This window comes from Algoriphagus yeomjeoni, from assembly GCF_003259505.1.
Taxonomy (GTDB): Bacteria; Bacteroidota; Bacteroidia; order Cytophagales; family Cyclobacteriaceae; genus Algoriphagus; species Algoriphagus yeomjeoni.
Window position 1 is genome coordinate 1 of the sequence record NZ_QLLK01000023.1, and the last position, 23,697, is coordinate 23,697.

The 23,697-nt window shown below is 41.8% G+C and carries 20 protein-coding genes and 1 tRNA gene; 7 read left to right on the plus strand and 14 right to left on the minus strand.

The window, feature by feature from the left end; genetic code table 11:
• Window positions 1-105: 105 nt before the first annotated feature.
• Window positions 106-909 (minus strand): leucine-rich repeat domain-containing protein, encoded by an 804-nt coding sequence (locus LV83_RS20965; RefSeq protein ID WP_146613775.1) that lies wholly within the window; start codon window positions 907-909, stop codon window positions 106-108.
• A 124-nt stretch (window positions 910-1,033) separates the two neighbouring features.
• Window positions 1,034-2,392 carry a tyrosine-type recombinase/integrase gene (locus LV83_RS20970; protein WP_245947121.1) on the minus strand — a complete coding sequence of 453 codons (1,359 nt, stop codon included), beginning with the start codon at window positions 2,390-2,392 and terminating at the stop codon, window positions 1,034-1,036.
• 168 nt (window positions 2,393-2,560) lie between these two features.
• Between LV83_RS20970 and LV83_RS20975 the strand changes: the two genes are divergently transcribed.
• Complete coding sequence (locus LV83_RS20975; protein ID WP_111613529.1) at window positions 2,561-4,306, plus strand: ABC transporter ATP-binding protein; 1,746 nt, start codon at window positions 2,561-2,563, stop codon at window positions 4,304-4,306.
• Between the two features lie 962 nt (window positions 4,307-5,268).
• Here the strand turns inward: LV83_RS20975 and LV83_RS20980 are convergent.
• The 10 genes from LV83_RS20980 to LV83_RS21025 all read right to left on the minus strand — a co-directional run bounded on the left by LV83_RS20980 (window position 5,269) and on the right by LV83_RS21025 (window position 13,937).
• Window positions 5,269-5,958: an HAD family hydrolase gene (locus LV83_RS20980; RefSeq protein ID WP_111613530.1), complete on the minus strand. Its 690-nt coding sequence runs from the start codon at window positions 5,956-5,958 to the stop codon at window positions 5,269-5,271.
• Between the two features lie 109 nt (window positions 5,959-6,067).
• On the minus strand, window positions 6,068-6,982 hold the full coding sequence (locus LV83_RS20985; RefSeq protein ID WP_111613531.1) for an alpha/beta hydrolase: 915 nt from the start codon (window positions 6,980-6,982) through the stop codon (window positions 6,068-6,070).
• 10 nt (window positions 6,983-6,992) lie between these two features.
• Window positions 6,993-7,334, minus strand: a complete 342-nt coding sequence (locus tag LV83_RS20990) for an L-rhamnose mutarotase (RefSeq protein WP_111613532.1) — start codon at window positions 7,332-7,334, stop codon at window positions 6,993-6,995.
• Entirely contained in the window at window positions 7,331-8,638 is a 1,308-nt protein-coding gene (gene fucP, locus LV83_RS20995; protein WP_111613533.1) for an L-fucose:H+ symporter permease, read from the minus strand. Before fucP ends, LV83_RS20990 begins: the two co-directional genes overlap by 4 nt.
• A 31-nt stretch (window positions 8,639-8,669) precedes the next feature.
• Window positions 8,670-9,434 (minus strand): L-fucose dehydrogenase, encoded by a 765-nt coding sequence (locus LV83_RS21000; protein WP_111613534.1) that lies wholly within the window; start codon window positions 9,432-9,434, stop codon window positions 8,670-8,672.
• A gap of 110 nt (window positions 9,435-9,544) precedes the next feature.
• Window positions 9,545-10,369 carry an amidohydrolase family protein gene (locus LV83_RS21005; RefSeq protein WP_111613535.1) on the minus strand — a complete coding sequence of 275 codons (825 nt, stop codon included), beginning with the start codon at window positions 10,367-10,369 and terminating at the stop codon, window positions 9,545-9,547.
• The gene (locus LV83_RS21010; RefSeq protein WP_111613536.1) at window positions 10,366-11,226 is read right to left on the minus strand and encodes a fumarylacetoacetate hydrolase family protein; all 861 of its coding nucleotides are present in this window, start codon (window positions 11,224-11,226) and stop codon (window positions 10,366-10,368) included. The genes LV83_RS21005 and LV83_RS21010 overlap by 4 nt, the downstream gene beginning before the upstream one ends.
• A 162-nt stretch (window positions 11,227-11,388) precedes the next feature.
• Window positions 11,389-12,147 (minus strand): SDR family NAD(P)-dependent oxidoreductase, encoded by a 759-nt coding sequence (locus LV83_RS21015; protein WP_111613537.1) that lies wholly within the window; start codon window positions 12,145-12,147, stop codon window positions 11,389-11,391.
• Between the two features lie 61 nt (window positions 12,148-12,208).
• The gene (locus LV83_RS21020; protein ID WP_111613538.1) at window positions 12,209-13,288 is read right to left on the minus strand and encodes a Gfo/Idh/MocA family protein; all 1,080 of its coding nucleotides are present in this window, start codon (window positions 13,286-13,288) and stop codon (window positions 12,209-12,211) included.
• Window positions 13,289-13,322: 34 nt separating this feature from the next.
• Window positions 13,323-13,937, minus strand: a complete 615-nt coding sequence (locus LV83_RS21025) for a peptidylprolyl isomerase (protein WP_111613546.1) — start codon at window positions 13,935-13,937, stop codon at window positions 13,323-13,325.
• 98 nt (window positions 13,938-14,035) lie between these two features.
• Here LV83_RS21025 and LV83_RS21030 point away from each other — a divergent pair, with 98 nt between their 5' ends.
• Window positions 14,036-15,256 (plus strand): GAF domain-containing sensor histidine kinase, encoded by a 1,221-nt coding sequence (locus LV83_RS21030; protein ID WP_111613539.1) that lies wholly within the window; start codon window positions 14,036-14,038, stop codon window positions 15,254-15,256.
• Here the strand turns inward: LV83_RS21030 and LV83_RS21035 are convergent.
• Together LV83_RS21035 and LV83_RS21040 are read right to left on the minus strand one after the other, a co-directional pair.
• Entirely contained in the window at window positions 15,231-16,385 is a 1,155-nt protein-coding gene (locus LV83_RS21035; RefSeq protein WP_111613540.1) for a 1-acyl-sn-glycerol-3-phosphate acyltransferase, read from the minus strand. The two genes, LV83_RS21030 and LV83_RS21035, sit on opposite strands and share 26 nt — an antisense overlap.
• A 199-nt stretch (window positions 16,386-16,584) precedes the next feature.
• Window positions 16,585-16,666, minus strand: a tRNA-Leu gene (locus LV83_RS21040).
• A gap of 228 nt (window positions 16,667-16,894) precedes the next feature.
• Between LV83_RS21040 and LV83_RS21050 the strand changes: the two genes are divergently transcribed.
• The 5 genes from LV83_RS21050 to LV83_RS21565 form a co-directional block, all read left to right on the plus strand.
• Entirely contained in the window at window positions 16,895-17,473 is a 579-nt protein-coding gene (locus LV83_RS21050) for a TetR/AcrR family transcriptional regulator (protein ID WP_111613542.1), read from the plus strand.
• Window positions 17,474-17,518: 45 nt separating this feature from the next.
• Entirely contained in the window at window positions 17,519-18,838 is a 1,320-nt protein-coding gene (locus tag LV83_RS21055; protein WP_111613543.1) for a TolC family protein, read from the plus strand.
• Between the two features lie 28 nt (window positions 18,839-18,866).
• Complete coding sequence (locus tag LV83_RS21060; protein WP_111613544.1) at window positions 18,867-19,979, plus strand: efflux RND transporter periplasmic adaptor subunit; 1,113 nt, start codon at window positions 18,867-18,869, stop codon at window positions 19,977-19,979.
• Between the two features lie 29 nt (window positions 19,980-20,008).
• Window positions 20,009-23,182 carry an efflux RND transporter permease subunit gene (locus LV83_RS21065; RefSeq protein ID WP_111613545.1) on the plus strand — a complete coding sequence of 1,058 codons (3,174 nt, stop codon included), beginning with the start codon at window positions 20,009-20,011 and terminating at the stop codon, window positions 23,180-23,182.
• 317 nt (window positions 23,183-23,499) lie between these two features.
• The coding region (locus LV83_RS21565; RefSeq protein WP_449353836.1) for an IS1/IS1595 family N-terminal zinc-binding domain-containing protein at window positions 23,500-23,697 on the plus strand (198 nt) is incomplete at its 3' end.

Consider the following 23,697-nt stretch of genomic DNA (forward strand, 5'->3'; position numbering starts at 1 on the left):
AATCCTGACTCAATCCCCATAAGAACTTCACCGGTTCCGTGCAACATCGGTTTCATCGTTCGTGCTACGCACGCGACGAAAACCTAGTTGTTATGTGTAGCTGTTTTATTCCGCAAGTTCATTTTTCAGTTTTTCAAAGTCTTTAATGTATTTGTCAATTTTCACTTGGTCTTTGGTTGAGAGTAAAAATGATTTCTTTCGTCCAGTAACCATTGTGTCCCACACTAATTTATTGTCAGCCCCCACAATGTTACAGGAGTTTGTTGCTTGGAACATATTGCATTTTGTCTTTGTAAGTCTCGTGGCTAACCAAGCGTATTCTCTTGTTTCAAATTGATTTGACAAAAACAGAGTTTCTAAATTTTTCATATGTCCTAATGGCTGTAAAGTATCGTCCGCAATTTTTAAATTTGTCAGGCTGAGAGTCTTTAATTTTGTCAAATTCTTTAGCGGATTAATTGACTTTATTTTCAATGGTTTGTCGTGTCCGCCACCAAGTGTCAAGTCGCTTATTTGAGTTGCTAATGAAAGCTGGTCGATTTCTTCTAGTTTTGAAAAGTCAGTTATTTCAAGTGTCTTTAAGCCTTTGTTTTTGCTGATGTCCCAAAGTGATGTTGATTTGGTATTCCAATTCAAAATTATCGTCTCAGTCTTGTCGAGTGTTTCAAGAATTGTCAAGTCTTTTGCTAATACTTGATATAAGTTTAGATACTTTAAATTAACCAATGGAAGTATTTTTCTTAATTCCTTGTCGTTAGCTCCAATAAGCCATAAGTTTTCAATTGACAATTCATTTAGCCTGTCAAGGTTCTTAGCAGAAACAGACATATGTAAAGACTTTTCGTTCTTGTCAAAGTCGTTCAAGTCTGTTATAAATGCTTTTGGTTTCTGTGGTAAATTGTCTGTCATTGTCGTCTTTTACAGTTACACATAACGTTTGTATATCCCCAATTGGTGATATCTACCCAAATCGGGCAGGTATCCACAAGTACTTGGTGATATATTCCATTTATTTTTTGTTTAGTAAACTTAGTTAAATGTCCAAATTATCCAAGGGGCTTTGTATTTGATCAAACCCTTTGGTGGTTATATGAGTATAAACTTGTGTTGTTTTTGGGCTCTCGTGTCCCAGCAAACTCTGAATGTATCTGAGATCCGTGCCATTTTCCAAAAGGTGCGTAGCAAAGGAATGTCTTAATGTATGTGGAGTCACTTTCTTCCTGATTTTTGTCTTTGCCACAGCAGCCCTTACGATGGACTCAATACTGGTAGTTGAATATTTTACGGGTTTATCTTTGGTACTCCCTTGTCCCTCGAATAGGTAATATTCAGGCCTTTCCCTTTTGATGTATTCTCTCAATATCGATAGCGTCCGTTTGGACAATAAGGTGTACCTGTCTTTTTTAGCTTTTGCCTGTTTGATAAATATCTGCATGCGCTGGGAGTCTATGTCGTTGATCGTTAAATCAATTAATTCGGACACTCTCAACCCTGCCGAATATATAGTCATCAGAATTGCTTTGTGCTTTAAGTTTTTTGTTGCGTTCAAAATAGCTACGATCTCTTCCTCACTGCAGACTATGGGTAATATTTTTTCCCGGATGGGCCGATCCACGTGATAAAACTTGCGCTCGCCACCTTTGACCTTTTCGAAATAGAATTTGATAGCATTGATCGCTTGATTTTGAAAAGAACTGGATACTTTTCGCTCGGTGACCAGATATCTCGAAAATTCCATTATTTCCTGTTCACCCAGACTGTCTATTTCTAGATTTGGATAGTGATTGATAAATTCTTCAAAGAGCGGAATATAGGCCCGGGCAGTACTTGGACTATATCTTCTTTCTTTCAGCTTGTTCATATAGGCTTCTGGACATTTTTTGTAAGCTGAACTAGCTAAGGGACTTGCTTTTGGTGTTATTTTCTTTTCTTTTTCAAGCTCAAATGTCAGTTTTAAACCCAATTCTTCCATTTTCCTTTTTAGTTCTTCTTCATACTGCTCTGTATAAGGTACAGTCCACCATTTGTTTTTAGTATCCCACTTGTAATAGGGCATTGTTTTGATGTGCTTGATCAGTTCTGTTACATAACCAAAAATTAATTTGATTCTACCGCTATTCGTACGAATCATTAGTACCTCGTTTTTCTGAATGATGCCTTTTTCGCTAGCTGGGCTAGAAATTTCCTCTTGAATTTCAAGCAGTGAAACCCGCTCGCCGAAATGCTCTTTAATCTTTTCTAGATTTCCTGGATAATGTGGTATTTCCCATACGAAGTACTGTTGATTCCATCTTACGTACGGAATCGTTCGAATAAATGTAATGTCTACCTCGTTTTTGGGGATTTTAAGCAGGATTTTTCTTCCTTTCACCCGGATTTCAATAGAATTCATTTTCAAAAAGTAAAAAGTTGTGCATACCTAATATCAGCAATTTATTTTCATTAAAAAATCTAGGAAATTCAAGAGCTAATAATTTTAACCCTACAATCAAATTTACTTATTCCCTTTTTGGAACTGTGATGCCCATATTGGGGTTTTTCAGGCTTAACAAACTATTTCATGGCTAGAACAGCAGAGCGCAAAGTCACCATGGGGCAGGTCTTCAAGACCATCATTTGGCCCCGTAGAAAGCATTTATTTTTAGGCTTATTCCTGATCATCATCTCAAGACTGGCCAGCTTAGTCCTGCCAGGAGCTAGCAAAATCCTGATCGATGAAGTAATTCCTTCCAATGATCTGACCATGCTCAAATGGCTGATCGGAGGGGTAGTTTTAGCCATCGTCGTGCAGTCGACTACTTCTTATGCGCTGACGCAAATCCTGAGTGTAGAAGCTCAAAACCTGATTTCCAAACTGAGATCTCAGGTGCAGGCGCACATCATCAAGCTTCCGATTCGATTCTTTGACAATGCGAAAACTGGAGAGCTGGTATCCAGAATCATGACGGACGTGGAAGGTGTTCGAAACTTAGTAGGGACAGGTTTTGCGCAAATGATCGGTGGGATTTTGACCGCGGTGATCTCCTTATTCCTTTTGATCAGTATCAGCCCGATGATGACGCTGTATGTACTGCTTCCGGTTGTGGTTTTTGGTCTGGTTTCGCTGAAGGCTTTCGGTAGAATACGACCTATTTTCCGCGAACGCGGCAAAATCAATGCGCAGGTTACCGGCAGACTGACCGAGACGCTAGGAGGAATCCGGGTAATCAAAGGTTTCAATGCCGAGCAACAAGAAATTAATACGTTTGCAAGAGGTGTTGATGAGCTTTTCCAAAATGTAAAAGCAAGTTTGACAGCCACTAGTTTTGTGACTTCAGCGGGAGCTTTGCTTTTGGGCTTGGCATCCGCCGGGATCATGGGTATTGGGGGCTATATGATCATGCAAGGCGATATGACGTTCGGAGATTTCTTGGCCTTCACGCTTTATTTGGGCTTTATGATCGCCCCGATTGTGCAGATGTCGAATATTGGAAGTCAGCTAACCGAAGCTTTTGCAGGTCTGGATCGTACGGAGGAAATCATGAACACTCCGCTGGAGGCGGATGACCGCACCCGGAACCTCTCCTTGACGGAGTTTAGAGGGGATATCAAGTTTGACAAGGTTTCCTTCGCCTATGAGGAAAACAAGGATGTGATCAAGGAAGTGAGTTTTCATGCGCCTGCGGGTTCGGTGACTGCCCTAGTCGGAACTTCGGGTTCTGGAAAAACGACTATTGCAGGTCTTGCAGCTACTTTTTTGAATCCTGATTCTGGGAAGATAACCTTGGATGGAAATGATTTGCAGCTTGTCACCCTAGAGTCTTTCCGATCTAGATTGGGAGTGGTGTTGCAGGATGATTTTCTTTTCGAAGGAACGATTCGTGAAAATATCCTTTTCCCTAGGCCTAATGCCAGTGTAGAAGATTTGCAAAAAGCCGTTATAGCCGCGCATGTGCAGGAGTTTACCGATCGTTTTGAAGATGGTTTGGATACCTTGATTGGGGAGAGAGGAGTGAAGCTTTCCGGTGGGCAAAGGCAGCGTATTGCGATTGCACGTGCGATTTTGGCAGATCCTAGGATTTTGATGTTGGATGAAGCTACCTCAAATTTGGATACCGAGTCGGAGACCTTGATTCAGGCAAGTTTGAAAGAGTTGATGAAGGGCAGGACGACTTTTGTGATTGCGCACCGATTGAGCACGATTCGCCAGGCAGATCAGATTTTGGTGGTGGAAAAAGGCCATATCGTAGAGCGAGGCAAGCATGATGAACTGATTGCTTTGGAAGGGCGGTATTATCAGTTGTACACGTATCAGTCGAGGATATAAAGGGTTGTTGGGTGTAGGATGCCCGATGCTAGCTGAAGTTTGTAGTATCAAGATGTTCCTGAGCTGATTGTATTTTAGACTTAGAAATAGGTAATACGATCTGCTAGACTTTGTTAGAAAGGTAAAAATCCTTTATCACTATCCGCAATCTTACCAGTATAGTACTGTATTCAGTATAAAACTTAGTTAAACGCCAATTTTTTCTCTAATCATGAAACTGAAGTTACACGTGGCGCCGAAGGTGCCAAACCATTCATAACCCTGTACGCAAGTGCAGGGAGGTTGATAAAGTAGTAGACCGCAGCCCTGAAAGGGCGGAACTTCAAAGTTTCGCCCTTTCAGGGCTGCAAAGGATATTAGTTTTATACCCCCGGCTTTGCCGAGGGTTATGAATCGTTTCAATCCTTCGGATCTTTTTCGAACTGTGAAATAAATTCATGATACATAGAAAGGTTATAAATTTGGCAACTGATGAAAAAGCGGATTTACATAAAATCCTTTATCAAGTTCAATTTTACTTTTTAAATATCTTGGGTGTTGTCATTTCTCAAAGACTCAATTTCGCCTAAATCTTTGGCTCTCCCGGTGGCTTCTTTATTCTTTATGAAATCCTGAATTCCACTTCGTAATTGTTGAGCAATTCAATGAAGTCAATAAAGTCCTCTTCAAAAATCATAGTTTTTCGAGGTGAATTACCTTTTCAATATTGGAAGGATAAAAGCCATTTGCCCAAGTGTAATAGTTTTTTCATAATCGATATACTTCTCTAAGTCTTTCCGAACTCGATTTACTGAGCCAAAAAACCACATCTTTCCGATCCTCATCCTCAGATTTAATTTGGTTTGCTACTACCGCTATTTTTCTTACTTTTTCCATAATCTCTAAAACACGGATTCACGTCTAAAATACAACGACCATTCTTCTTTAGCCAGAGATTTTGATTTTGGTTCATGTCATCTTCCTCACATCCCTTTTATCAGCTGCAGCACCTCTGAGATGTGTTCGGCTTGTCGGAATTTGGCGTGTTCTACTTCATGGGCTATCATCTCATGCCCCCAGGTAATGTGGTAGGGAATGTGGATAGCGTGACCTCCAAGTTCCAGTACAGGAAGTACATCTGACTTCAGGCTATTTCCCATCATAAGAAATTCGGCTGGGGCTACATCCAGATGACGGATTAGCTTTGCGAAATCTGCTTCCTTCTTTTCGCTCATGATTTCTATGTGATGGAAATAATGGTCCAAACCTGACTTCTTTAGCTTTTTCTCTTGATCAACCAAATCTCCCTTGGTGGCCATCACAAGGCGATAATCCTGCTTTAACTCCTCCAAAACTTCTTCGACACCCGGCAGTATTTCCACTGGCTTTTGCATCATTTCATAGCCGATTGCCAAGATTCTGTCAATCGCCTTTGCATTGATTTTATGATCAGAAATCCTCAAGGCAGTCTGGATCATCGAAAGCATAAAACCTTTGATCCCGTAGCCGTACAAGCCTAAGTTCTCTATCTCAGTGAGGTAAAGTTCTTTGATACTGCTATGCCTAGGCATAAAGTCCTCCATCAAGCTGGCAAATTTCTCCTCCGCTTCGCGAAAAAAGGGTTCGTTCACCCAGAGCGTATCATCTGCATCGAAGGCTATTACTTTGATCATTTTTTCAGATTGTAAGATTTAGTAATTCGGGTGTCAGGCTGAGCGAAGTCGAAGCCATACTAAACATGCTTTTAAACTACCCTTCGACTTCGCTCAGGGTGACATCATCCTATTTCAAATCCTCTAACCAATCCAACAACACATCCCTCCATCCGTCAACAGGTCCTTTGCCCAAACCAAATCCAAACCCATGACCACCTTTGGGGTAAATGTGAAGGGAAGCAGGTACTTTGTGCGCATGAAGTGCTTTATAGTAAAGAAAACTATTTTCAATAGGTACTCCGCCGTCATCCTGGGCATGTACCAAGAAGGTAGGAGGAGTGTCTGCAGTCACATTCAATTCACCAGAGAAACGGTCAATCAATTCCTGGCTGGCATTTTCACCGATTAGATTTCTTCTGGAACCTGAGTGCGCACTTGCATCTCTAAACGAAATCACTGGATATGCCAGAATGGAGAAATCCGGACGTGCAGAAAGTGCATCGATAGCGTCTTTTGGTCTTTCTACCTCATGTGCATATTGCGTGCTGATTGTAGAAGCTAAATGTCCACCAGCGGAGAAGCCTAGGACACCGATTTTCGCAGGATCGATCATCCACTCTGCAGCGTGATGTCTAGCCAATCTAATGGCACGTTGCGCATCGAGTAGGGGTACTTCTTTCGCGTCGGTCAGAGACTTGGAATCGGGAAGCCTGTATTTCACCACTATTCCTACGATGCCTTGCGTGTTTAGCCACTTAGCGAAGTCTCTGCCTTCCCAGTCATAAGCCAAAATATGATAGCCTCCCCCAGGGAAAATGACTACAGCTTGGCCGGTTCTTGCTTGCTTACTTGGTAAGAATACTTCGATCTGCGGAATCTGCACATTTTCAATTCTGATAATTCCTTCCTCTACTGCTTTTTCCTCCAAACCCATATCCTTTTGAAGGGGAGGAGTTCCTTCCCAAAGAGGCAGGATTATTTCTTGGGCATTTGCAATCATGCTTATCATGATTAGGCTGATTAGTAAAAGAGACTTTTTCATAGGTATTATTTTAGGCTTTAAAATCAAAAATCTTTTCCATTAACTGCCAGCGCCAATTGTCTGGAGTCCCTGGTAAATTGGTTTGGTATTGTCCGAGAAAACTTTCCCATTCCTGCACTTTCTCATTGGCATTGTCCAAGGCAGCTTTCTTTTCGAAGGTAAAGTCTTCGTCACCGACTAGTATCATGGTCAGTCTGTTTTGCCAGCGATAGATACTCATCTGCACTATTCCAGCTACACGTATGCTTTCGAGGATTTCTGGAGCTACCGCTTTGTGACATTCCACATAAGCTTGAATCGCTTCTTCGTCATCTCTCAAGTCACAGATCAGAATGAAAGTTTGGGTTTTCATGAGTCAACTTTTTTTACCCTAAGGCTAAACAACAACACCATTACAAAGCACATCAGCGGAAGTATAAAGGAAAAATTCACCTCAGGAACACCCAAAATAAGTGTATCATCATAGGCAATTCCACCGATATCCATGATCATTCCTTGCAGTGTAGGCATGATTGCTCCACCCACAATGGCCATTACTAAGTAGGCTGCGGCAAATTTTGAATCTTCACCTAAGCCGTCCAAGGCGATCCCATAGATAGTCGGAAACATCAAAGACATAGCAAACGAAATAGCTACCAAGGAGTATAATCCCAGCATCCCCGGGAGGAAAATAGCTCCTGCTGTGAATAGTATTGCGAGCACGGAGAAGATGCTGAGCAATTTGGTAGGGGAGATGTAGCGGAGCAAAAAGGTGCAAATCCAACGTCCTACCAAAAAGATAACCAGAGCGGCATACCCGTAATTCACTGCATCGGCGTTGGAAATGCCAAGTACTTCCGCGTACTGATAGATATAGGTCCAGACCATGATTTGAGCACCTACGTAGAACATCTGAGCAAATGTGCCTTCGACGAAGTTTCTGTTTTTCAGCAAGCGCCCCATGGTAGCGCGGAACTCCACCTTTCCAGTTTCCTTGTTTTCAGGCATTTTGACCAGCGCGATCACTACCAAAATGGCTATTACCACTAAGCCAAGCATCACATAAGGGTTTCGAATGATCAGCAGATCTGCTGTTCGGATTACTGCTTTAGCAGATTCATCTAATGAAGAGAAAATGATTGTTCCTTCAGAATCAGTTGCATTCGATTGAAGTGCATTCAATATAAACTGCTTGGCTACAAACAAGCCTGCCAATGCTCCCATGGGATTAAAAGCCTGCGCCAAATTCAATCGCTGAGTGGCTGTGGCTTCGGGCCCCATGGACAAGATGTAGGGATTAGCCGTAGTTTCTAAAAAGGCCAATCCAAATGTCAAGATGTACAGGGAGGCAAGGAAAAAACCGTAACTCTCCCATGCTGCTGCTGGATAAAAGAGCAAGGCCCCAACTCCATACAAACCTAAGCCAAGTAGAATTCCTGTTTTGTAAGAATACTTTTTGATGAAAAAAGCTGCGGGTAAAGCCATGGTAAAATAGCCCCCATAAAAAGCCATCTGTACCCAAGAGGCCTGGGTATTATTCAATTCGAGCACTCGCTTAAATGCCGCCACCATGGGATTGGTAATGTCATTTGCGAAGCCCCAAAGCGCAAAAAGAGATGTAATGAGGATAAAAGGAAGGATTAATTCCTTGGGAACTAAGGCAGGTTTTTGGGTCATGGGTGAGGTTCAGGTTATGTGGGTTTCGAAGTTATAATGCTCGGTCGAGATGGGTGTATCCTCCATCTACAAAGAGATGTTGTCCGGTGATATGCCTGGCTTTATCCGAAAATAAGAATATCGCCATAGCTGCGATTTCTTCAGGAGTTGTCATTCGATTACCTAAAGGGATTTTGGCTGTGATCTCTGCAAGTCTTTCTTCAGGATTTGGAAATGTCTTGATCCAGTTTTCATAAAGTGGCGTGTATACTTCCGCTGGAATGATAGCATTTACAGTGATCTCGTAAGGTAGGAGTTCGACTGCCCATTCTCGTGTAAGTGAAAGTTGGGCACCTTTGGCGGCCGTGTAACCGGAGGTTCCTCCTTGCCCGGTTATTGCAGTTTTACTACTGATATTGACTATGCTTCCCTTAGCTTTTTTCAAATGAGGCAAAGCAAAATGTGCCAAATGATAATAGTGATTCAGGTTTTTGGCAACTGATTTTTCAAAAGCACCCGGGCTTCCGTTTTCCAAGCCCACACTATCATTTGCACCTGCATTATTCACAAGCCCATCAATTCTCCCGTATTTTTCAAGCGTTAGTTTAACCGCTTTCTCTGAGTCAGCAGCTTCGAAAAGTCGGATAGGAATCTGAAAAGCTTCGCCCAAAGCGAGGATTTCAGCACCTTCTTTTTCGGAAGGATCAATCATCACAGGAATAGCTCCCTCTTCGATCAATCCTCTGGAAATCGCGCCTCCAATTCCTTTGGCTCCGCCAGAAATCAGGATGACTTTATTGGTTAGGTTTAGGTTCATTGTTTACTTATTTGTCCACGGTCCACTGACAACAGGCGACTGCAGGTTGATCTGAAATTTTATTTTTTTCTACAATAGCCGTTGTCTGACGACTGTAGTCTGTCGGCTTTTCAAATCCCGTAAAACTCTGCAGCCGTATTTCCCATGATCGCTTCTTTTTCAGATTTGGAAAGCCGATCTGTAAAGCGCTCCACCACTTCCAAGACCTGTTCGTATTCTCCTGCGATTTTGCACACTGGCCAATCGCTTCCAAACATCAATCGCTTCGGACCGAAAAGCTCCAATACCACATCTAAATAAACTTGTAACTCTGTGGCCTTCCAATTCTTCCAATCTGCTTCGGTGATCATTCCAGACACTTTACAGGAAATATAATCCCGCTCTGCCAGAGGTGCCATTTCCTTTTTCCACTCTCTCCAAACACCCAATTTGATTTTGGGCTTGGCAATGTGGTCAATCACGAAGGGCTGCTCGGGAGCTTTTTTCACAAATTGTAACGTAGCTTCTAATTGATTGTGAAAAATCAGAATGTCGTAAGTATAGCCTCGTTTTCCGATTTTCTCTATACCTCGGATAAACTCCTTTCGAAGCATGTAATCCACGGGTTTGGACTGCAAGACTTCCCGGTACCCCTTTAGTTTTTTTTGCGAAGCAAACTGATCTAAATCCTTATCCAGATCATCTGACCCCATGTCTGCCCAGCCTACGACGGCTTTGATTTGCTCATGTTCTTCAGCCAAATCACAGAGAAAAGCAGTTTCCCGAAAGCTTTCATCTGCCTGCACAGCTACGCAGCCATCGAACTCATGTTCTTTTAAAATAGGTATGAGATCCTCAGGAAGGAAATTCTTCTGGATCACCTTCATTTCGTCGGTGATCCAGGAGTGTTTTTCAGGGTTGTATTTCCAAAAGTGCTGGTGGGAATCCAGTCTCATGCTTCAGGATCATTCATTGCCACTTGCTTTGCTTCACCAAGCCCTTCTATACCTAACTCTACCACATCGCCTGCTTTCAGGTAAGTAGGAGGAGTAAGTCCAAGACCAACTCCTGCAGGAGTTCCTGTAGAAATCACATCGCCAGGAAGCAAAGTCATGTATTGACTGAGGTGCTCGATCAATTCTGGAATATCAAAAACCAGATCAGATGTATTGCTGTCCTGAAGCATTTTACCGTTCAGTTTCAGCCAAAGTCTCAAGTTGTGTGGATCTCTGATTTCAGTTTTGGTGACTAACACTGGTCCAAGAGGAGCAAAGTTGTCTGCACTTTTGCCCTTGACCCACTGACCTCCGTGGTGTAGCTGGAAATCGCGCTCAGAGACGTCATTATGTACACAGTAGCCCGCCACGTATTCCATCGCATTTTCCTTGCTTACATACTTTGCACGCTTGCCGATCACCACTGCCAATTCTACTTCCCAGTCAGTTTTTACAGAATTCTTTGGGATTAGAATAGGATCAAAAGGTCCACAGAGCGAAGAAGTAGCTTTCATGAAAATGATAGGGACTTCCGGGACAGCCATACCGGATTCTATGGCATGTTTACGGTAATTCAGCCCTATGCAAATGATTTTGGAAGGTCTGGCAATAGGTGGTCCCAGTCGGGAATCTGCAGGTATTTCGTTTAGATTTTCTTCGTTGGCTTCCAGCCACTCCTGAAGTCTAGCCAGACCATTGTTAGTGAAAAAGTCTTCGTTCCAGTCTTCTTCAAATCCAGAGCAATCTAGGTATTTGCCTGATGCACTCTGGATTCCTGGTTGTTCTTTTCCGGCTTCGCCAAATCGTATAAGTTTCATAATAGTATCTAGTATTTAGATTTTAGTATCAAGTAATAAGACATAAGATTCAAGAAGCTAGAGTCAAGAATCAAGATTTTAGCTTAAGGAATTATGAGTTTATAATTGAGTTCAATCAATGCATTGAATTCGTAAATCACAAATCGTAAATCCCATATCGTTTCACATTTTCAATCCCAAGAATCCACCATCAATCGGAATATTCGTTCCTGTGATAAATCCTCCAGTTTCTGCACTCACAAAATAGGCAAGTTCTGCGATTTCACTTGGTGTAGCCATCCTGCCAATTGGCTGAGTTGCAGCTAGTTTTTCAAACATTTCCTTCTCTTGGCCTGGATAATTTTTGGCCAAAAAGCCATCTACAAATGGCGTATGAACTCGTCCTGGAGATAGGCAATTACAACGAATCCTGTCTGCTACATAATCTCTGGCCACGCTTAAAGTCATGGAAAGTGCCGCGCCCTTGGTCATGCTATAAGCAAATCGATCTGGAATTCCGATTGTCGCAGCGACAGAAGCCATGTTTAGAATTGAACCTCCACCATTTTCTTTAAGTTTAGGAAGCGCCGATTTGATGCAATTGAACATGCCCTTTACATTCACCTGAAAAACTCGGTCAAAATCTTCAGAAGAAGTAGTCTCTGCATTTCCGATATGGGAAACTCCGGCGTTATTGATCAAGGTGTCTATTTTGCCGGGAATGGACTGAATTAGGGTTTCTGCCTCTGCTGGATCTGCTACACTTCCACACAGAAAAGTCACATCAAATCCTTTGCTACGCTCATCCTGAGCTACCTTTTCTCCACTATCAGGATTGATATCTATGAAGTAAACTTTCGTGTTTTTGGCTGCAAAAAGCTGGACCATAGCTAGGCCAATTCCGGAAGCCCCGCCTGTAATAAGTACTGTTTTATTTTTCATGTCGTTTCCAAAAAGGAAAAATAGGGTCTTTGGCCTAGACTCCCAAAATATATTCTAAAGATTATAAGTTAACGGTTTCTCCGGTTTTCACCGATTCGTCACAGGCAAAAGCTATTTTCAGACTGTTCAATGCATCTTCCAAGTGGTCGTCTAGATTGACATTCTCTTGAATTGCTTTTAGAAAATACTTTTGCTCCCGAATGCAAAGTTCCTGGTGATCTGGCTCGTCTTTCAGATCTATCCACTCGTCAGGCTTGGTAAACTTGTTTTGCGAATCAATTTCAGCGTGATGAACCCGGATGGATTCTGTCTTGGTGTGGGAATCCACATTATCTGATTGTCCGCTAGCTCCAGCATTCTTTGCGGTGATGGAAACTGATCCTTTTGGACCGAAAACGTCTTTCACAAAAAAAGCCGTCTCACTCACCATCGGTCCCCATCCTGCTTCATACCAACCCACCGAACCATCTTCAAAGCGAATCTGAAGTTGGCCGTAGTTGTAATTTTCAATTGAAATATCTTCGGTAAGTCTAGCGCCAATTGCAGAAACTGAAACAGGTTTTGATCTAGTCATCTGGCACATCACGTCTATGTAGTGCACGCCACAATCCACAATAGGGCTAAGGCTTTTCATCAAGTTTCGATGCACATCCCACATGTAGCCCTGACTTTGCTGATTGAGATTCATGCGCATCACGAGGGGTTTGCCGAGTTTTTCTGCTTCTTCAATAAATCGAATCCAAGAGGGGTGGTGCCTCAAGATATATCCTACGACTACCTTTTTGTCCACTTTTTTAGCTTTGGCAATTATCCGCTCGCAACCACTGATGGAATCTGCAAGTGGCTTTTCTATGAAAATATGACATCCAGCTTCCAATGATTTGAGGGCAAATTCCTCATGGGTATCAGGATAGGTAGAAATACAAACTGCATCGGGGTTGGACTGAGCTAAAGCTTCATCGAAGTCTGAAAAAAGTGGATACTCAGCATTAAGTTGCTTATTCAATTTACTATTGGATTCACCTCTGGATACCAAACCACAGATTTCAAATTCAGGGAAATTGTGGTAGGCCGTAGCATGGGCAATTCCCATATTTCCGCAACCAACGACAAGGATTTTGATGGGTTTAGAGGTACTCATTAATTTTTGGGTTTTTTGTGCTTGGATCAGCTTCCTAATTCTCTTGAGTTGTCAATTCGCTATAAGCTGATTGGCTGATTTGAATTAGTTGAACTTTGAGAGGAATAGACTTGATTGGTTCATCATTGCTATCTCGCTTTGCTCGAACAATTTGTTCTATCACACTCATGCCTTTGATCACCTGACCAAAAATCGTGTAATCTCCATCCAGTCTGGGAATTCCTTCCGGGTTTTGTACAATATAGAACTGACAGCGAGCAGATAGTTTTCCCGGATTGTCGTCTCTTCCAGCTCCTACGGCTCCATAAACATGCTTCAATTCAGGGACGAACTCAGGTTCTAGGAGATATTCTGGATCAGTAAATCCTTCGGGAGTATCTGGACAACCACCCTGCGCCACAAAATTTGGGATGACACGATTAAAAGTCAAAGAGTCCCAATAGCCAGCATTTGCGAGTTCGATAAAGCTTTCTTTATGATTGGGAGTTCGGTCATCTAATTCGATCAAAATCTCCCCATAAGGGGTCACAATCTGACCAACCGGGACATTTTCATTGGATGTCTGTGCAAAGGATTTACTTTCTGAGAAAAGTAAAATGCTGATAGCTAAGAATAAGTGAATTACTAACGATCCAGATAATTTATTCATTCGTAGATACTTGATTATAGAAAAAGTATTTGCCATTACATTTGGATAGGGAATTGAAATAAGGATTTTTTGTGTCTGTGATTATTAAAAGTAGTAAAATGAATCAAATATCTTCCTTGCATGAGACAGAATTAGAAAGGCTTTTGGCCCTGAGTAATCTGGGAATTGATTATTATGAGCCAAAGCAAGGATTAAATTTTCTTACGGAGTTAGCCGCTAAAATCAGCGGAACAGAAATTTCTCTAGTCAATCTTATCGATTCATTTACCCAATGGAGTGTGTCTTCCTATGGGATAGATATCACTCAAATGCCGAAAGAAGACTCTGTGTGCCAATTTACAATTCAAACTCCGGGCAACGAAGGTTTTGAAGTAGGAGACTTGAGCGCTGATGATCGCTTCAAGCACGTCTTTTATGTGAGAGATGCCCCAAATCTTAAATACTATATGGGGGTGCCCTTGACCTCACCAGAAGGATATAATCTTGGAGCGCTCTGCGTAATGGATAGTCAAATAATGCATCTATCTGAAGATGTAAAGGATGTTTTGAGATTGATAGCGAGACAAATTGTTGACAGATTGCGAGTAAATAATTTGGTGGCTAATCTGAAAAATAAAGTAAAAGAGGCTGAATTGAACCAGAAGAAATTGGCTCATGATATTCGAGGTCCTATAAGTGGGGTGATTGGTTTGACAGATTTAATCCTTGAAGAAGAATTGCCTGCTAGTTCTCAAGAGATAAAAGAATATACTGAAATGATCAAGCAAAGCAGTATTTCCTTGCTGGATTTATCAAAGGATATTCTTTCAAAAGAATTTGATAATAAAGCCAATCGAAGCCCCGAATTAAATGAGGGAGAAACCAACTTGGTAAAACTGAAAGAAACGATTGTGCGTCTTTTGGCTCCTCAGTTAAAAGTAAAAAATATTGACTTTACTGTGCTACTAGATCAGGAGAACCAATTTGAGTCTTTCTCTAAATTATATGTCCTTCAGATTTTAGGGAATTTACTTTCCAACTCTATCAAATTCACTAAAGCTGGAGGTATAATTACCCTAAAAATGAACCTGAGACGAAATGAATTGGATTTGATTCTAGAGCTGATTGTTGAGGATAATGGAATTGGTATGAGTAGTTCTAAAGTAAGCGAAATATTAGATGATGGAACATCTACTGATGAAGGAACTCGAGGAGAAATTGGGTTTGGGTTGGGTTTGAACTTGGTAAAACAGCTCGTCCAGCAACAAAATGGTATCTTGGAAATTGACTCCAAGCTAGGCGTTGGAACTAAATTCAGGATTGAGATGAAGGTGAATTAGTTTGCAATGCTGCTTTTTGATTGTTGACAGGATTAGCATACATCGACAAAAAGCTTTGAATCAGAAATTCATTCTTAGTGTTTACTTTTTCAGTCATCCTTTTTTCGAAGGACTCTTTTTCGGCTGCAGTATAGAAGTTTACATATTCCTCATCTCCATAAAGTAGGTCGTGAGCTATATAATTGCTTGGCCATAATTTATAACCAGACCATATTTTCTGATCAATGCATTCGGCAAGTTTACTGAGTTTATCAGGCTGACTGAGTTCCATTTCTGAGATTGCTTTGATTTCCTTATCCAAAATACCATTTACCTGAAGATGGATTCTCTTTTTGGTACCCATGATTCCTCTGAGAAGATTGAGGAAATCCTCATTTTCACCTTTCACATATTTCTCATCCCTGGACTTGGCTAGCCATTCAGGCATTTTCAATACGTCCGTAGGATCATATTCGTAGGAAATAGAGATTGGAACAACTTTAATTTTTTCAAAATAACCAAATGGGTTTTGGCCTTCTTCTGCGAGCGTTAGCATTTTCAAAACGCCACGGTGAGTAGCATCATTACCATCTTTGGTTCTTCCTTCGCGCTGTGCAGTCCAAACAGATCTATTTTCCGAAATCAACGACTTCTTAATGTACGCCGATGCCAGTTGAGAACTTTCCAACAAAGCTCTTCCCTGAAGTCCGCGCTTGATAGCGAAGTTTCTGTTCAGCCTAGAAAGTGTATGTAAAAATGGCTTTTGGATCAGATTATCTCCAATTGCAGAAGTAGTGAGTATTAGACTGTTTTCATAAAGACAGGAATTGAGTAAGGAGGTATCCAGAATAATATCTCGGTGATTTGAAATAAAAAGGTAGGCTGTATTGGGTTGCAAGAGCTCAAAACCACCAGTACTTAATCCATCTGAGCTTTTTTCAATAACTTTTTGCACTCCCGGATAAATGAAGTTCACCTGAAAGTCGCGCAGCGAATGTGTATGAACCATTAAGTCTTTCCAATGCTCTGTTGTATCGTTTGGAAACGTAAAACTCATCATTGCCTCCAGCATAGGATCATTTACAATCTTTCGGATTGCAGCATTAGCTTCCGCGTCATAAAAAGGCCTGATTGAATCAAATTGCGACATAACTATCTATTGGGTGGTCTGCAAAAAGCAAATTTTAGCTTAGAAATCTAAGCTAAGTTACATCTATCGCAGTTAATTTGCATTAGAACTACCTAATGTGGTGATTATCGGGGAGAATTCGGGAGGGTAATAAAAATTACAAAAAGAATTTTAGTTCTTGAAATTAAAAAACCTCCCAGAAATCTCTGAGAGGTCTTAGTGCGGATAGAGGGACTCGAACCCCCATGCCTCGCGGCGCTAGATCCTAAGTCTAGTGCGTCTACCAATTTCGCCACATCCGCAGCTATTTTCAATTGGGTTGCAATGTTAGTGATTCTAGTGTCGAAAAAATATAAAAACGAAGCTTTAAATCCGATCATCTGCTTTGGTAGCACAGAACCAGTTCATTATCAACGGCTTTATTTTTTAGTCCTTATTGGAATTTCACCTTTCTTAAATTTCCTAAATAATTTCCTCAATAACTGGAACTATTGCCAGTCCATTATGATTGAACGTTCATTCAGTCAATTATGGAAAATTTATTAGACAAGAAACAGAGCATCATTGAAAGCGCCCTGGAATTGGTGCACGCCAATGGATTTCATGGATGTCCTGTGAGCCAGGTAGCAAAAAATGCCGGTGTTGCCGCAGGTACTATTTATACCTATTTTGAAAATAAGGAGGATTTGATCGTAGGAATCTATGACTATGTCGCTGAAAAAATCACCTCCTATATAGCTGAAAGGGACGATGATTCCCTGGAATTCGAGAATAGGTTTTTCAATTATTGGAGGAATTTCACTGAATTCTATGAGCAACATCCTGCCATTCATGGATTCTATGACCAGTTTTTGAATTCACCTTTTAATTCAGAGAAAGTTCAAAATAGGCCAAATATGTGGCATGAATGGGCTCACATGTTTTTTCAGTCAGGTATGGACGAGGGAGCTATACGTGCGACTAACCCGGTGATTCTTTCCATTTTGGTCAATACCAATATCACTTCAACCGTAAGGATCAAAAAGAATTTTAAAACCAAGCTCGCAAAAACAAACGTGAATCTGGACGAAATATCTCAACTAATCTGGGCTGGGATCAAAACTGCTTAACCCAATAAATCTTTTTTAAGTTATTACCAACTAATTATTAATTACATGTTTAAGAGACGTTTACTGTTAGTCGGATTGAGTGTACTACTCATGACCGAAGCCGCCTATAGTCAGGAAGAAAGTACATTCGGCCAAGGCGTGTTGACCTTGGATCAGGTGATAGAATTTGCGCTGGTGCAAAGTCCAATTATCCGGCAAGCACAAATAGATGAGCAAATAGGGGATAGAGATATCAGGTCAAATTTGGCTGAATGGTATCCTCAAATCACCGCTTCGGCTGCTGGTGCCTACAATATCAAGCTTCAGCAGCAGATTATCGGCGAACAGTTGATTACGTTTGGTCAGGATTACAACTCCAATGTGTTATTGCAGGCAGATCAGACGCTTTTCAACAGAGATCAGTTTTTTGCCACCAAGACTTCTAAGTATTACCGTCAGCAACTGCAGCAGGTAATAGAAAATGCACGGATCAACACGGTCGTTGATGTTAGTAAGGCTTTTTACTCCATTCTGCTTTCCGAAGAGCAACTAAATATTCTTGATCAAAATCTCAGTCGGTTAGAGAAGCAGTACAAAGATGCATATAGCAGGTTTGAAGCGGGCTTAGTGGACAAGACAGACTATCAGCGTGCCTCAATTGCCCTGACCAATGTGAGAAGTGATCGAAATAGAGTTGCAAACTCTTTTGATGCAAAGTATGATTACCTCAAGCAACTAATGGGGTATCCGGATAGTCTGGATTTTGTTATTGAGTTTGATGTGCAGGGAGCTGCAGGCAAAATCGGGGAAGATACCGCAGATCCACTGATGCTGGAAAATCGGGTGGAATATCGCCTGATGCAGACACAGCAAACGCTAAATGAGATCCAGAGAAGCTACGAAAAGTGGAATTACCTGCCGGAAATGTCTGCCTATTACCGATACAATTGGAATTACTTCAACAATAATTTCTCAGACCTTTACAGGGCTGCTTTTCCGGTTTCGTCCGTAGGTGTCAATCTCGCAATCCCTATTTTTCAAGGTGGCAAACGAGTTCATAGAGTAAAAGCAGCAGAACTGCAGGTAGAACGCGGCAAAATAGAAATCGAAAATCTTAGTAATCAGATTAAAACGGAGTATTCAACTGCTCTTGCAGCTTATAACAGTAGTGTCTACGAATGGCAGCTCATCAGAGAAAATATGGAGATGGCAGCGGATGTTTATGACATCATCAAGCTTCAATACGATGAGGGAATCAAAGCTTACGTGGAACTAGTCGTGGCAGAAACCGACCTCCAAACCGCCCAAATCAACCATATCAATGCATTTTATCAAGTGTTGGAAGACAAGCTTGATCTAGAGCGAGCATTAGGAACCATCAAATAATTCGAATCCTTTTAAAATTTTATACCATATGAACTTATCATACAAACTTGCAGCTTTTTCGGCCTTGGTTTTAGCAGGATTCTCCTGCGGGCAAAAGGAGCAGGCAGAACAACAGGCATCCCCTGCAGTGACAGTTACCACCTACACGGTAGTTTCCAAATCGGTGACAGGAATTGATGAATATCCATCATCATTGGTGCCTCTGAATGAAGTAGAAATCAGACCTCAAATTGGCGGTTACATCACAAACATTTATGTAAAAGATGGCCAGGAAGTCAAAAAGGGGCAAAGACTATATGAGATCGACCGCAGTAAATATGCAGCTTCGCAGCAGCAAGCAAAAGCACTGGTAGAAAGTGCTGAAGCCAATCTTGCGAGATTGAGCAAAGATTATGATCGCTATAAGAGACTAGATGAGCAAGATGCTATTGCAAAACAGCAATTGGATCATGCTGAAAGTGCTGTGTTGGACGCAAAAGCACAGCTTAGCTCAGCCAAAGCTCAACTGGAATCAGCAAATACAGATTATCAATACTCCGTATTAACGGCCCCATTTGATGGCACAGTGGGGATATCTCAAGTGAGATTGGGATCACAAGTTTCTCCAGGTCAGCCGCTATTGAATACCCTTTCATCGAATGATCCTATGTCATTGAATTTTGTAATCAACGAGCGCGAGATCCCTAGATTCAATAAATTGCTGAAAGCAGAAGACAATCCCGATTCACTTTTTAGAATCAGATTCAGCGACAATAGTATTTATCCTTTCAACGGGACATTCACTACGATTGACAGAGCTGTAGGCCGGCAATCTGGTACCATTGCACTCCGAGTTCAATTTCCTAACCCTAACAGAGACTTAATTGCCGGGATGACGGTAAACCTGATGGTTCTTAACCAAGATTTAGGTGAGCAATTAGTAATTCCATATAGAGCAGTGACCGAGCAAATGGGAGAGTACTTTGTATACCTGGTGCAGGATGACAATACCGTAAAGCAGCAGAATGTGGAGCTGGGGACACAAATAGGCGACAACATTGTGGTAAGAAGTGGCTTGACTGCCGGGGTGAAGATCGTGGCAACGGGTATTCAGAAATTACGTGAGGGAGCTCAAATCACCGAGCAGACAGTGGCGCAATAATTTTTTTTTTAAGACTTGATTATTAACTAATGATATCAGACGTATTTATAAAAAGGCCAGTGACAGCAATGGTGATTTCGATCGTCATCGTACTGGTCGGTGTTTTAGCAATTCTAAATCTCCCCGTCACCCAATATCCAGACATCACTCCACCGGTAGTTTCGGTGACGGCTAACTATACTGGAGCAGATGCAAAGACGGTGGAGCAAACAGTTGCAACACCAATAGAAACTCAGGTAAATGGGACGCCAGGTATGGCATACATTACCTCCAATAATACCAGCACAGGTCAGATGCAAATGGATATTACTTTTGAAGTTGGTACTGACATTGATATTGCCACGCTGGATGTACAGAATAGAGTATCCATAGCTGAGCCGTCTCTTCCTGAAGCGGTAAGGCGACTTGGGGTAACGGTTAGAAAGAGAAATCCAACCATCATGATGGTGCTGAGTATCACCTCACCAGAGAGAACTCATGATAGTAAATTCCTTTCCAACTATGCCAATATTTTCATCAAAGATGCCTTACTGCGTGTAAATGGGGTAGGTGATATCACGGCTATCGGTCAGGATTTCAGTATGCGGGTTTGGCTGAAGCCGGATAAGTTAGCTCAATATGGCATCACCGCACGAGAAGTCACCTCAGCCATTCAAGAGCAAAACTTACAAGTGGCAGCAGGTACAGTAGGAAGTATGCCTCAATTCGACACTCAGGCTTTTGAATATCCAATTACTGTAAATGGGAGATTGGAAAGAGCAGAGGAATTTGATGATATAATCTTAAGAACAAATCCTCAGGATGGTTCTTTGGTGTTTTTGAAAGATGTAGCAAGAATTGAATTAGGTCAATTTGATTACGGCAGGTATTCTACGTTGGATGGAGAAGAAGCCGCAATTTTGCTGATTTATCAAGCACCAGGAAGTAATGCATTGGAAACGGCAGAAGGTGTCTATGCTGCTTTGGATGAGTTGGAGAAAAGCTTCCCGACCGACATGAAATACACGGTCCCATTTGAATCAGTGTCAGTAGTTGATGTATCTATCAATGAAGTAATGAACACTTTCGTGGAGGCATTGATACTCGTAATTATTGTTGTTTTCTTGTTCCTACAGAGTTGGAGAGCCACACTGGTACCCGTTCTGGCGATTCCGGTTTCTATCATCGGGACATTCATCTTCTTTCCACTTCTTGGCTTTACGATCAATACTTTGACGCTTTTTGGTTTTGTCTTGGCGATTGGTATTGTGGTGGATGATGCCATCGTTGTGGTAGAAGCCGTGCAGCACTACATAGATTCCAAGAAGATTTCGGCTAAAGAAGCAACACGCTTGGCGATGAAAGATATAACTGCCCCGGTAATTGCTATTGCATTGATTTTGGCAGCTGTATTTATTCCAGTTGGTTTTATCCCAGGTATCGTAGGCAGAATGTACCAGCAGTTTGCGATCACCATCGCGATTTCTGTGTTGATCTCAGCATTTATAGCTTTGAGTTTGACACCTGCTTTATGTACTCTGCTTTTGAAGCCATCTGAGGTAAATGAGCATGGCAAGGGCTTGAATAAGTTTTTCTACAAATTCAATTTATGGTTTGAGAGAACAACTGCCAACTACACCAATGGCGTACGAAATTGCATCAAAAGAGCACCGCTGGTATTGATTTTACTCGTTTGTATTTTCGCTGGCACGTTTGGACTTTTCCAAACCAAACCTACAGGTTTCTTGCCTACAGAGGATGAAGGAAGGTTGTATGTTACCCTTCAATTACCAGAGGGTGCGGCGAGTAACAGGACGCAGGCTGTGATGCAAAAAATGAATGGCATTTTGGAAGAAACGGAAGGGATCAATCACGTGACTGGTATCGGTGGATTGAACGTGATCAACTTCTCCTTTAAACCGAATGCAGCTACTTTCTTCGTGCAGATGGATCCTTGGGACGATAGAAAAGACCCCTCTCTCCAGCTTAATGGCATGTTGGCGACTTTAAACCAGAAGTTCGCTGCAATTACAGAAGGAAATATAGTAGTGGTTCCGCCACCGGCAATTCCAGGTTTGGGTAGAACCGGCGGTTTCAGCTTTATGCTGGAGCAGCGATCTGCGACTGGAGACATCAAGGAGTTTGAAGCTGCCCTGGGGCAATTCATCGCTGCAGCAAATCAGCGTCCTGAAATAGCAATGGCTTATAGTTTCTTTACTGCCAAAACCCCAGGTTATCATGTGACAGTGGATCGAGAAAAGGCCAAGAAATTGGGTGTTCCACTGACTGAAATTTTCAACACGATGTCTAATTATATGGGGAGTTCCTACGTGAATGACTTCACCCGGTACGGCCGAAACTTCCGTGTAATAGCTCAGGCAGATACAGCATACCGAGCGGGCATCAATAATTTGGAGCAATTTTATGTTCAAAGTAGCGGAGGGGAAGCTGTTCCTTTGAGTGCTTTGATTAGCTACGAGGTGGTAGAAAATGCTCCGGTGATTTCTCACTATAACTTGTTTCGCTCAGCAGAAGTCAATGGTAATGCAGCTCCTGGCTATAGTTCCGGTCAAGCTCTGGCGGCTTTGGAAGAAGTGGCAGCACAGACCCTACCTGCTGGCTACGGGTATGATTTCTCTGGCTTGAGCCGGGAGGAACTTGCTTCGGGGAATAGTACGATTTTGATTTTCGCTTTGGCGATTATCTTGGTATCCTTGTTGTTGGCGGCTTTGTATGAGAGTTGGTCAGTTCCATTCTCCGTATTACTGGCTTTACCTTTGGGAGCATTTGGAGCGATCATTGCGCTTCACTTCCTACCGAAATTGGATAATAATATCTACGCCCAAATTGGTCTGATTACGCTGATAGGTTTGGCAGCCAAAAATGCCATTCTGATTGTGGAATTTGCCAAAGAACGGGTGGATGTGGGAATGCCACTACTTCAGGCGACTCTGGAAGCGGTGAAGCTGAGACTTCGTCCGATTATTATGACTTCTCTGGCCTTTATTCTTGGTGTAGTTCCTCTGGCTATTTCCAGTGGAGCTGGAGCGGTTGCTAGACAGACCATTGGTTTCACGGTGATCGGAGGGATGCTTGCTGCTACCTTCCTGGCAATCTTCTTTGTGCCAGTACTATATGTGGTGATCACCAAAATTGCCTACGGGAAAAAGACCTTGGCCGAGCTGGAAGCTAATTATGATCCAAGTAAACACGAGAATCATTAAGTAGATTCTTAATTGAAATTGAAATCCCCCCAGAAAGCAATGAAACGCTTGATGGGGGGATTTTTTGTTTTTAACCGCAGAGAGTTCGCGGAGTGGAACGCAGGATGAGTTTATTAAGGAAATTCAAAATAGGTCTTTGAGATTTCAAAGTTAGAAGAAACTGATTTTTTTAGGCATAATACTGAAAAATAGTTGGTAAAAACCTTATAACATCAATGATTATCAGGTAAATACAAGAGGTTTACTGAAACTGGTTTCAGTAAACTTTTTTTGTACTATGAAAACTCAAAAAAAACAGATGTTGGGCTTGCGGGAATTTGGAGGTTATTCGCTGGGGGAAGCAGGCAGGAAAACAGCGATTTAAATGTAAAAACTGTGGTCTTTTCTTCACCCGTAACTCTAAAGAACAGACACTTCGGAACCGTTTTGTATGGTTTAAAAAATGGGTTCTTGAGCGGCAGACTTTTAAGATTCTATGTCGTGAAAGTGGTCTTTCAAAAGATACTCTTCAACGT

Bases quoted from the DNA above. Each gene is read 5' to 3' on its own strand.
- LV83_RS20965 (WP_146613775.1), bottom strand. From the start codon at position 909: ATGACAGACAATTTACCACAGAAACCAAAAGCATTTATAACAGACTTG.
- LV83_RS20970 (WP_245947121.1), bottom strand. From the start codon at position 2,392: ATGAATTCTATTGAAATCCGGGTGAAAGGAAGAAAAATCCTGCTTAAA.
- LV83_RS20975 (WP_111613529.1), top strand. From the start codon at position 2,561: ATGGCTAGAACAGCAGAGCGCAAAGTCACCATGGGGCAGGTCTTCAAG.
- LV83_RS20980 (WP_111613530.1), bottom strand. From the start codon at position 5,958: ATGATCAAAGTAATAGCCTTCGATGCAGATGATACGCTCTGGGTGAAC.
- LV83_RS20985 (WP_111613531.1), bottom strand. From the start codon at position 6,982: ATGAAAAAGTCTCTTTTACTAATCAGCCTAATCATGATAAGCATGATT.
- LV83_RS20990 (WP_111613532.1), bottom strand. From the start codon at position 7,334: ATGAAAACCCAAACTTTCATTCTGATCTGTGACTTGAGAGATGACGAA.
- fucP (WP_111613533.1), bottom strand. From the start codon at position 8,638: ATGACCCAAAAACCTGCCTTAGTTCCCAAGGAATTAATCCTTCCTTTT.
- LV83_RS21000 (WP_111613534.1), bottom strand. From the start codon at position 9,434: ATGAACCTAAACCTAACCAATAAAGTCATCCTGATTTCTGGCGGAGCC.
- LV83_RS21005 (WP_111613535.1), bottom strand. From the start codon at position 10,369: ATGAGACTGGATTCCCACCAGCACTTTTGGAAATACAACCCTGAAAAA.
- LV83_RS21010 (WP_111613536.1), bottom strand. From the start codon at position 11,226: ATGAAACTTATACGATTTGGCGAAGCCGGAAAAGAACAACCAGGAATC.
- LV83_RS21015 (WP_111613537.1), bottom strand. From the start codon at position 12,147: ATGAAAAATAAAACAGTACTTATTACAGGCGGGGCTTCCGGAATTGGC.
- LV83_RS21020 (WP_111613538.1), bottom strand. From the start codon at position 13,288: ATGAGTACCTCTAAACCCATCAAAATCCTTGTCGTTGGTTGCGGAAAT.
- LV83_RS21025 (WP_111613546.1), bottom strand. From the start codon at position 13,937: ATGAATAAATTATCTGGATCGTTAGTAATTCACTTATTCTTAGCTATC.
- LV83_RS21030 (WP_111613539.1), top strand. From the start codon at position 14,036: ATGAATCAAATATCTTCCTTGCATGAGACAGAATTAGAAAGGCTTTTG.
- LV83_RS21035 (WP_111613540.1), bottom strand. From the start codon at position 16,385: ATGTCGCAATTTGATTCAATCAGGCCTTTTTATGACGCGGAAGCTAAT.
- LV83_RS21050 (WP_111613542.1), top strand. From the start codon at position 16,895: ATGGAAAATTTATTAGACAAGAAACAGAGCATCATTGAAAGCGCCCTG.
- LV83_RS21055 (WP_111613543.1), top strand. From the start codon at position 17,519: ATGTTTAAGAGACGTTTACTGTTAGTCGGATTGAGTGTACTACTCATG.
- LV83_RS21060 (WP_111613544.1), top strand. From the start codon at position 18,867: ATGAACTTATCATACAAACTTGCAGCTTTTTCGGCCTTGGTTTTAGCA.
- LV83_RS21065 (WP_111613545.1), top strand. From the start codon at position 20,009: ATGATATCAGACGTATTTATAAAAAGGCCAGTGACAGCAATGGTGATT.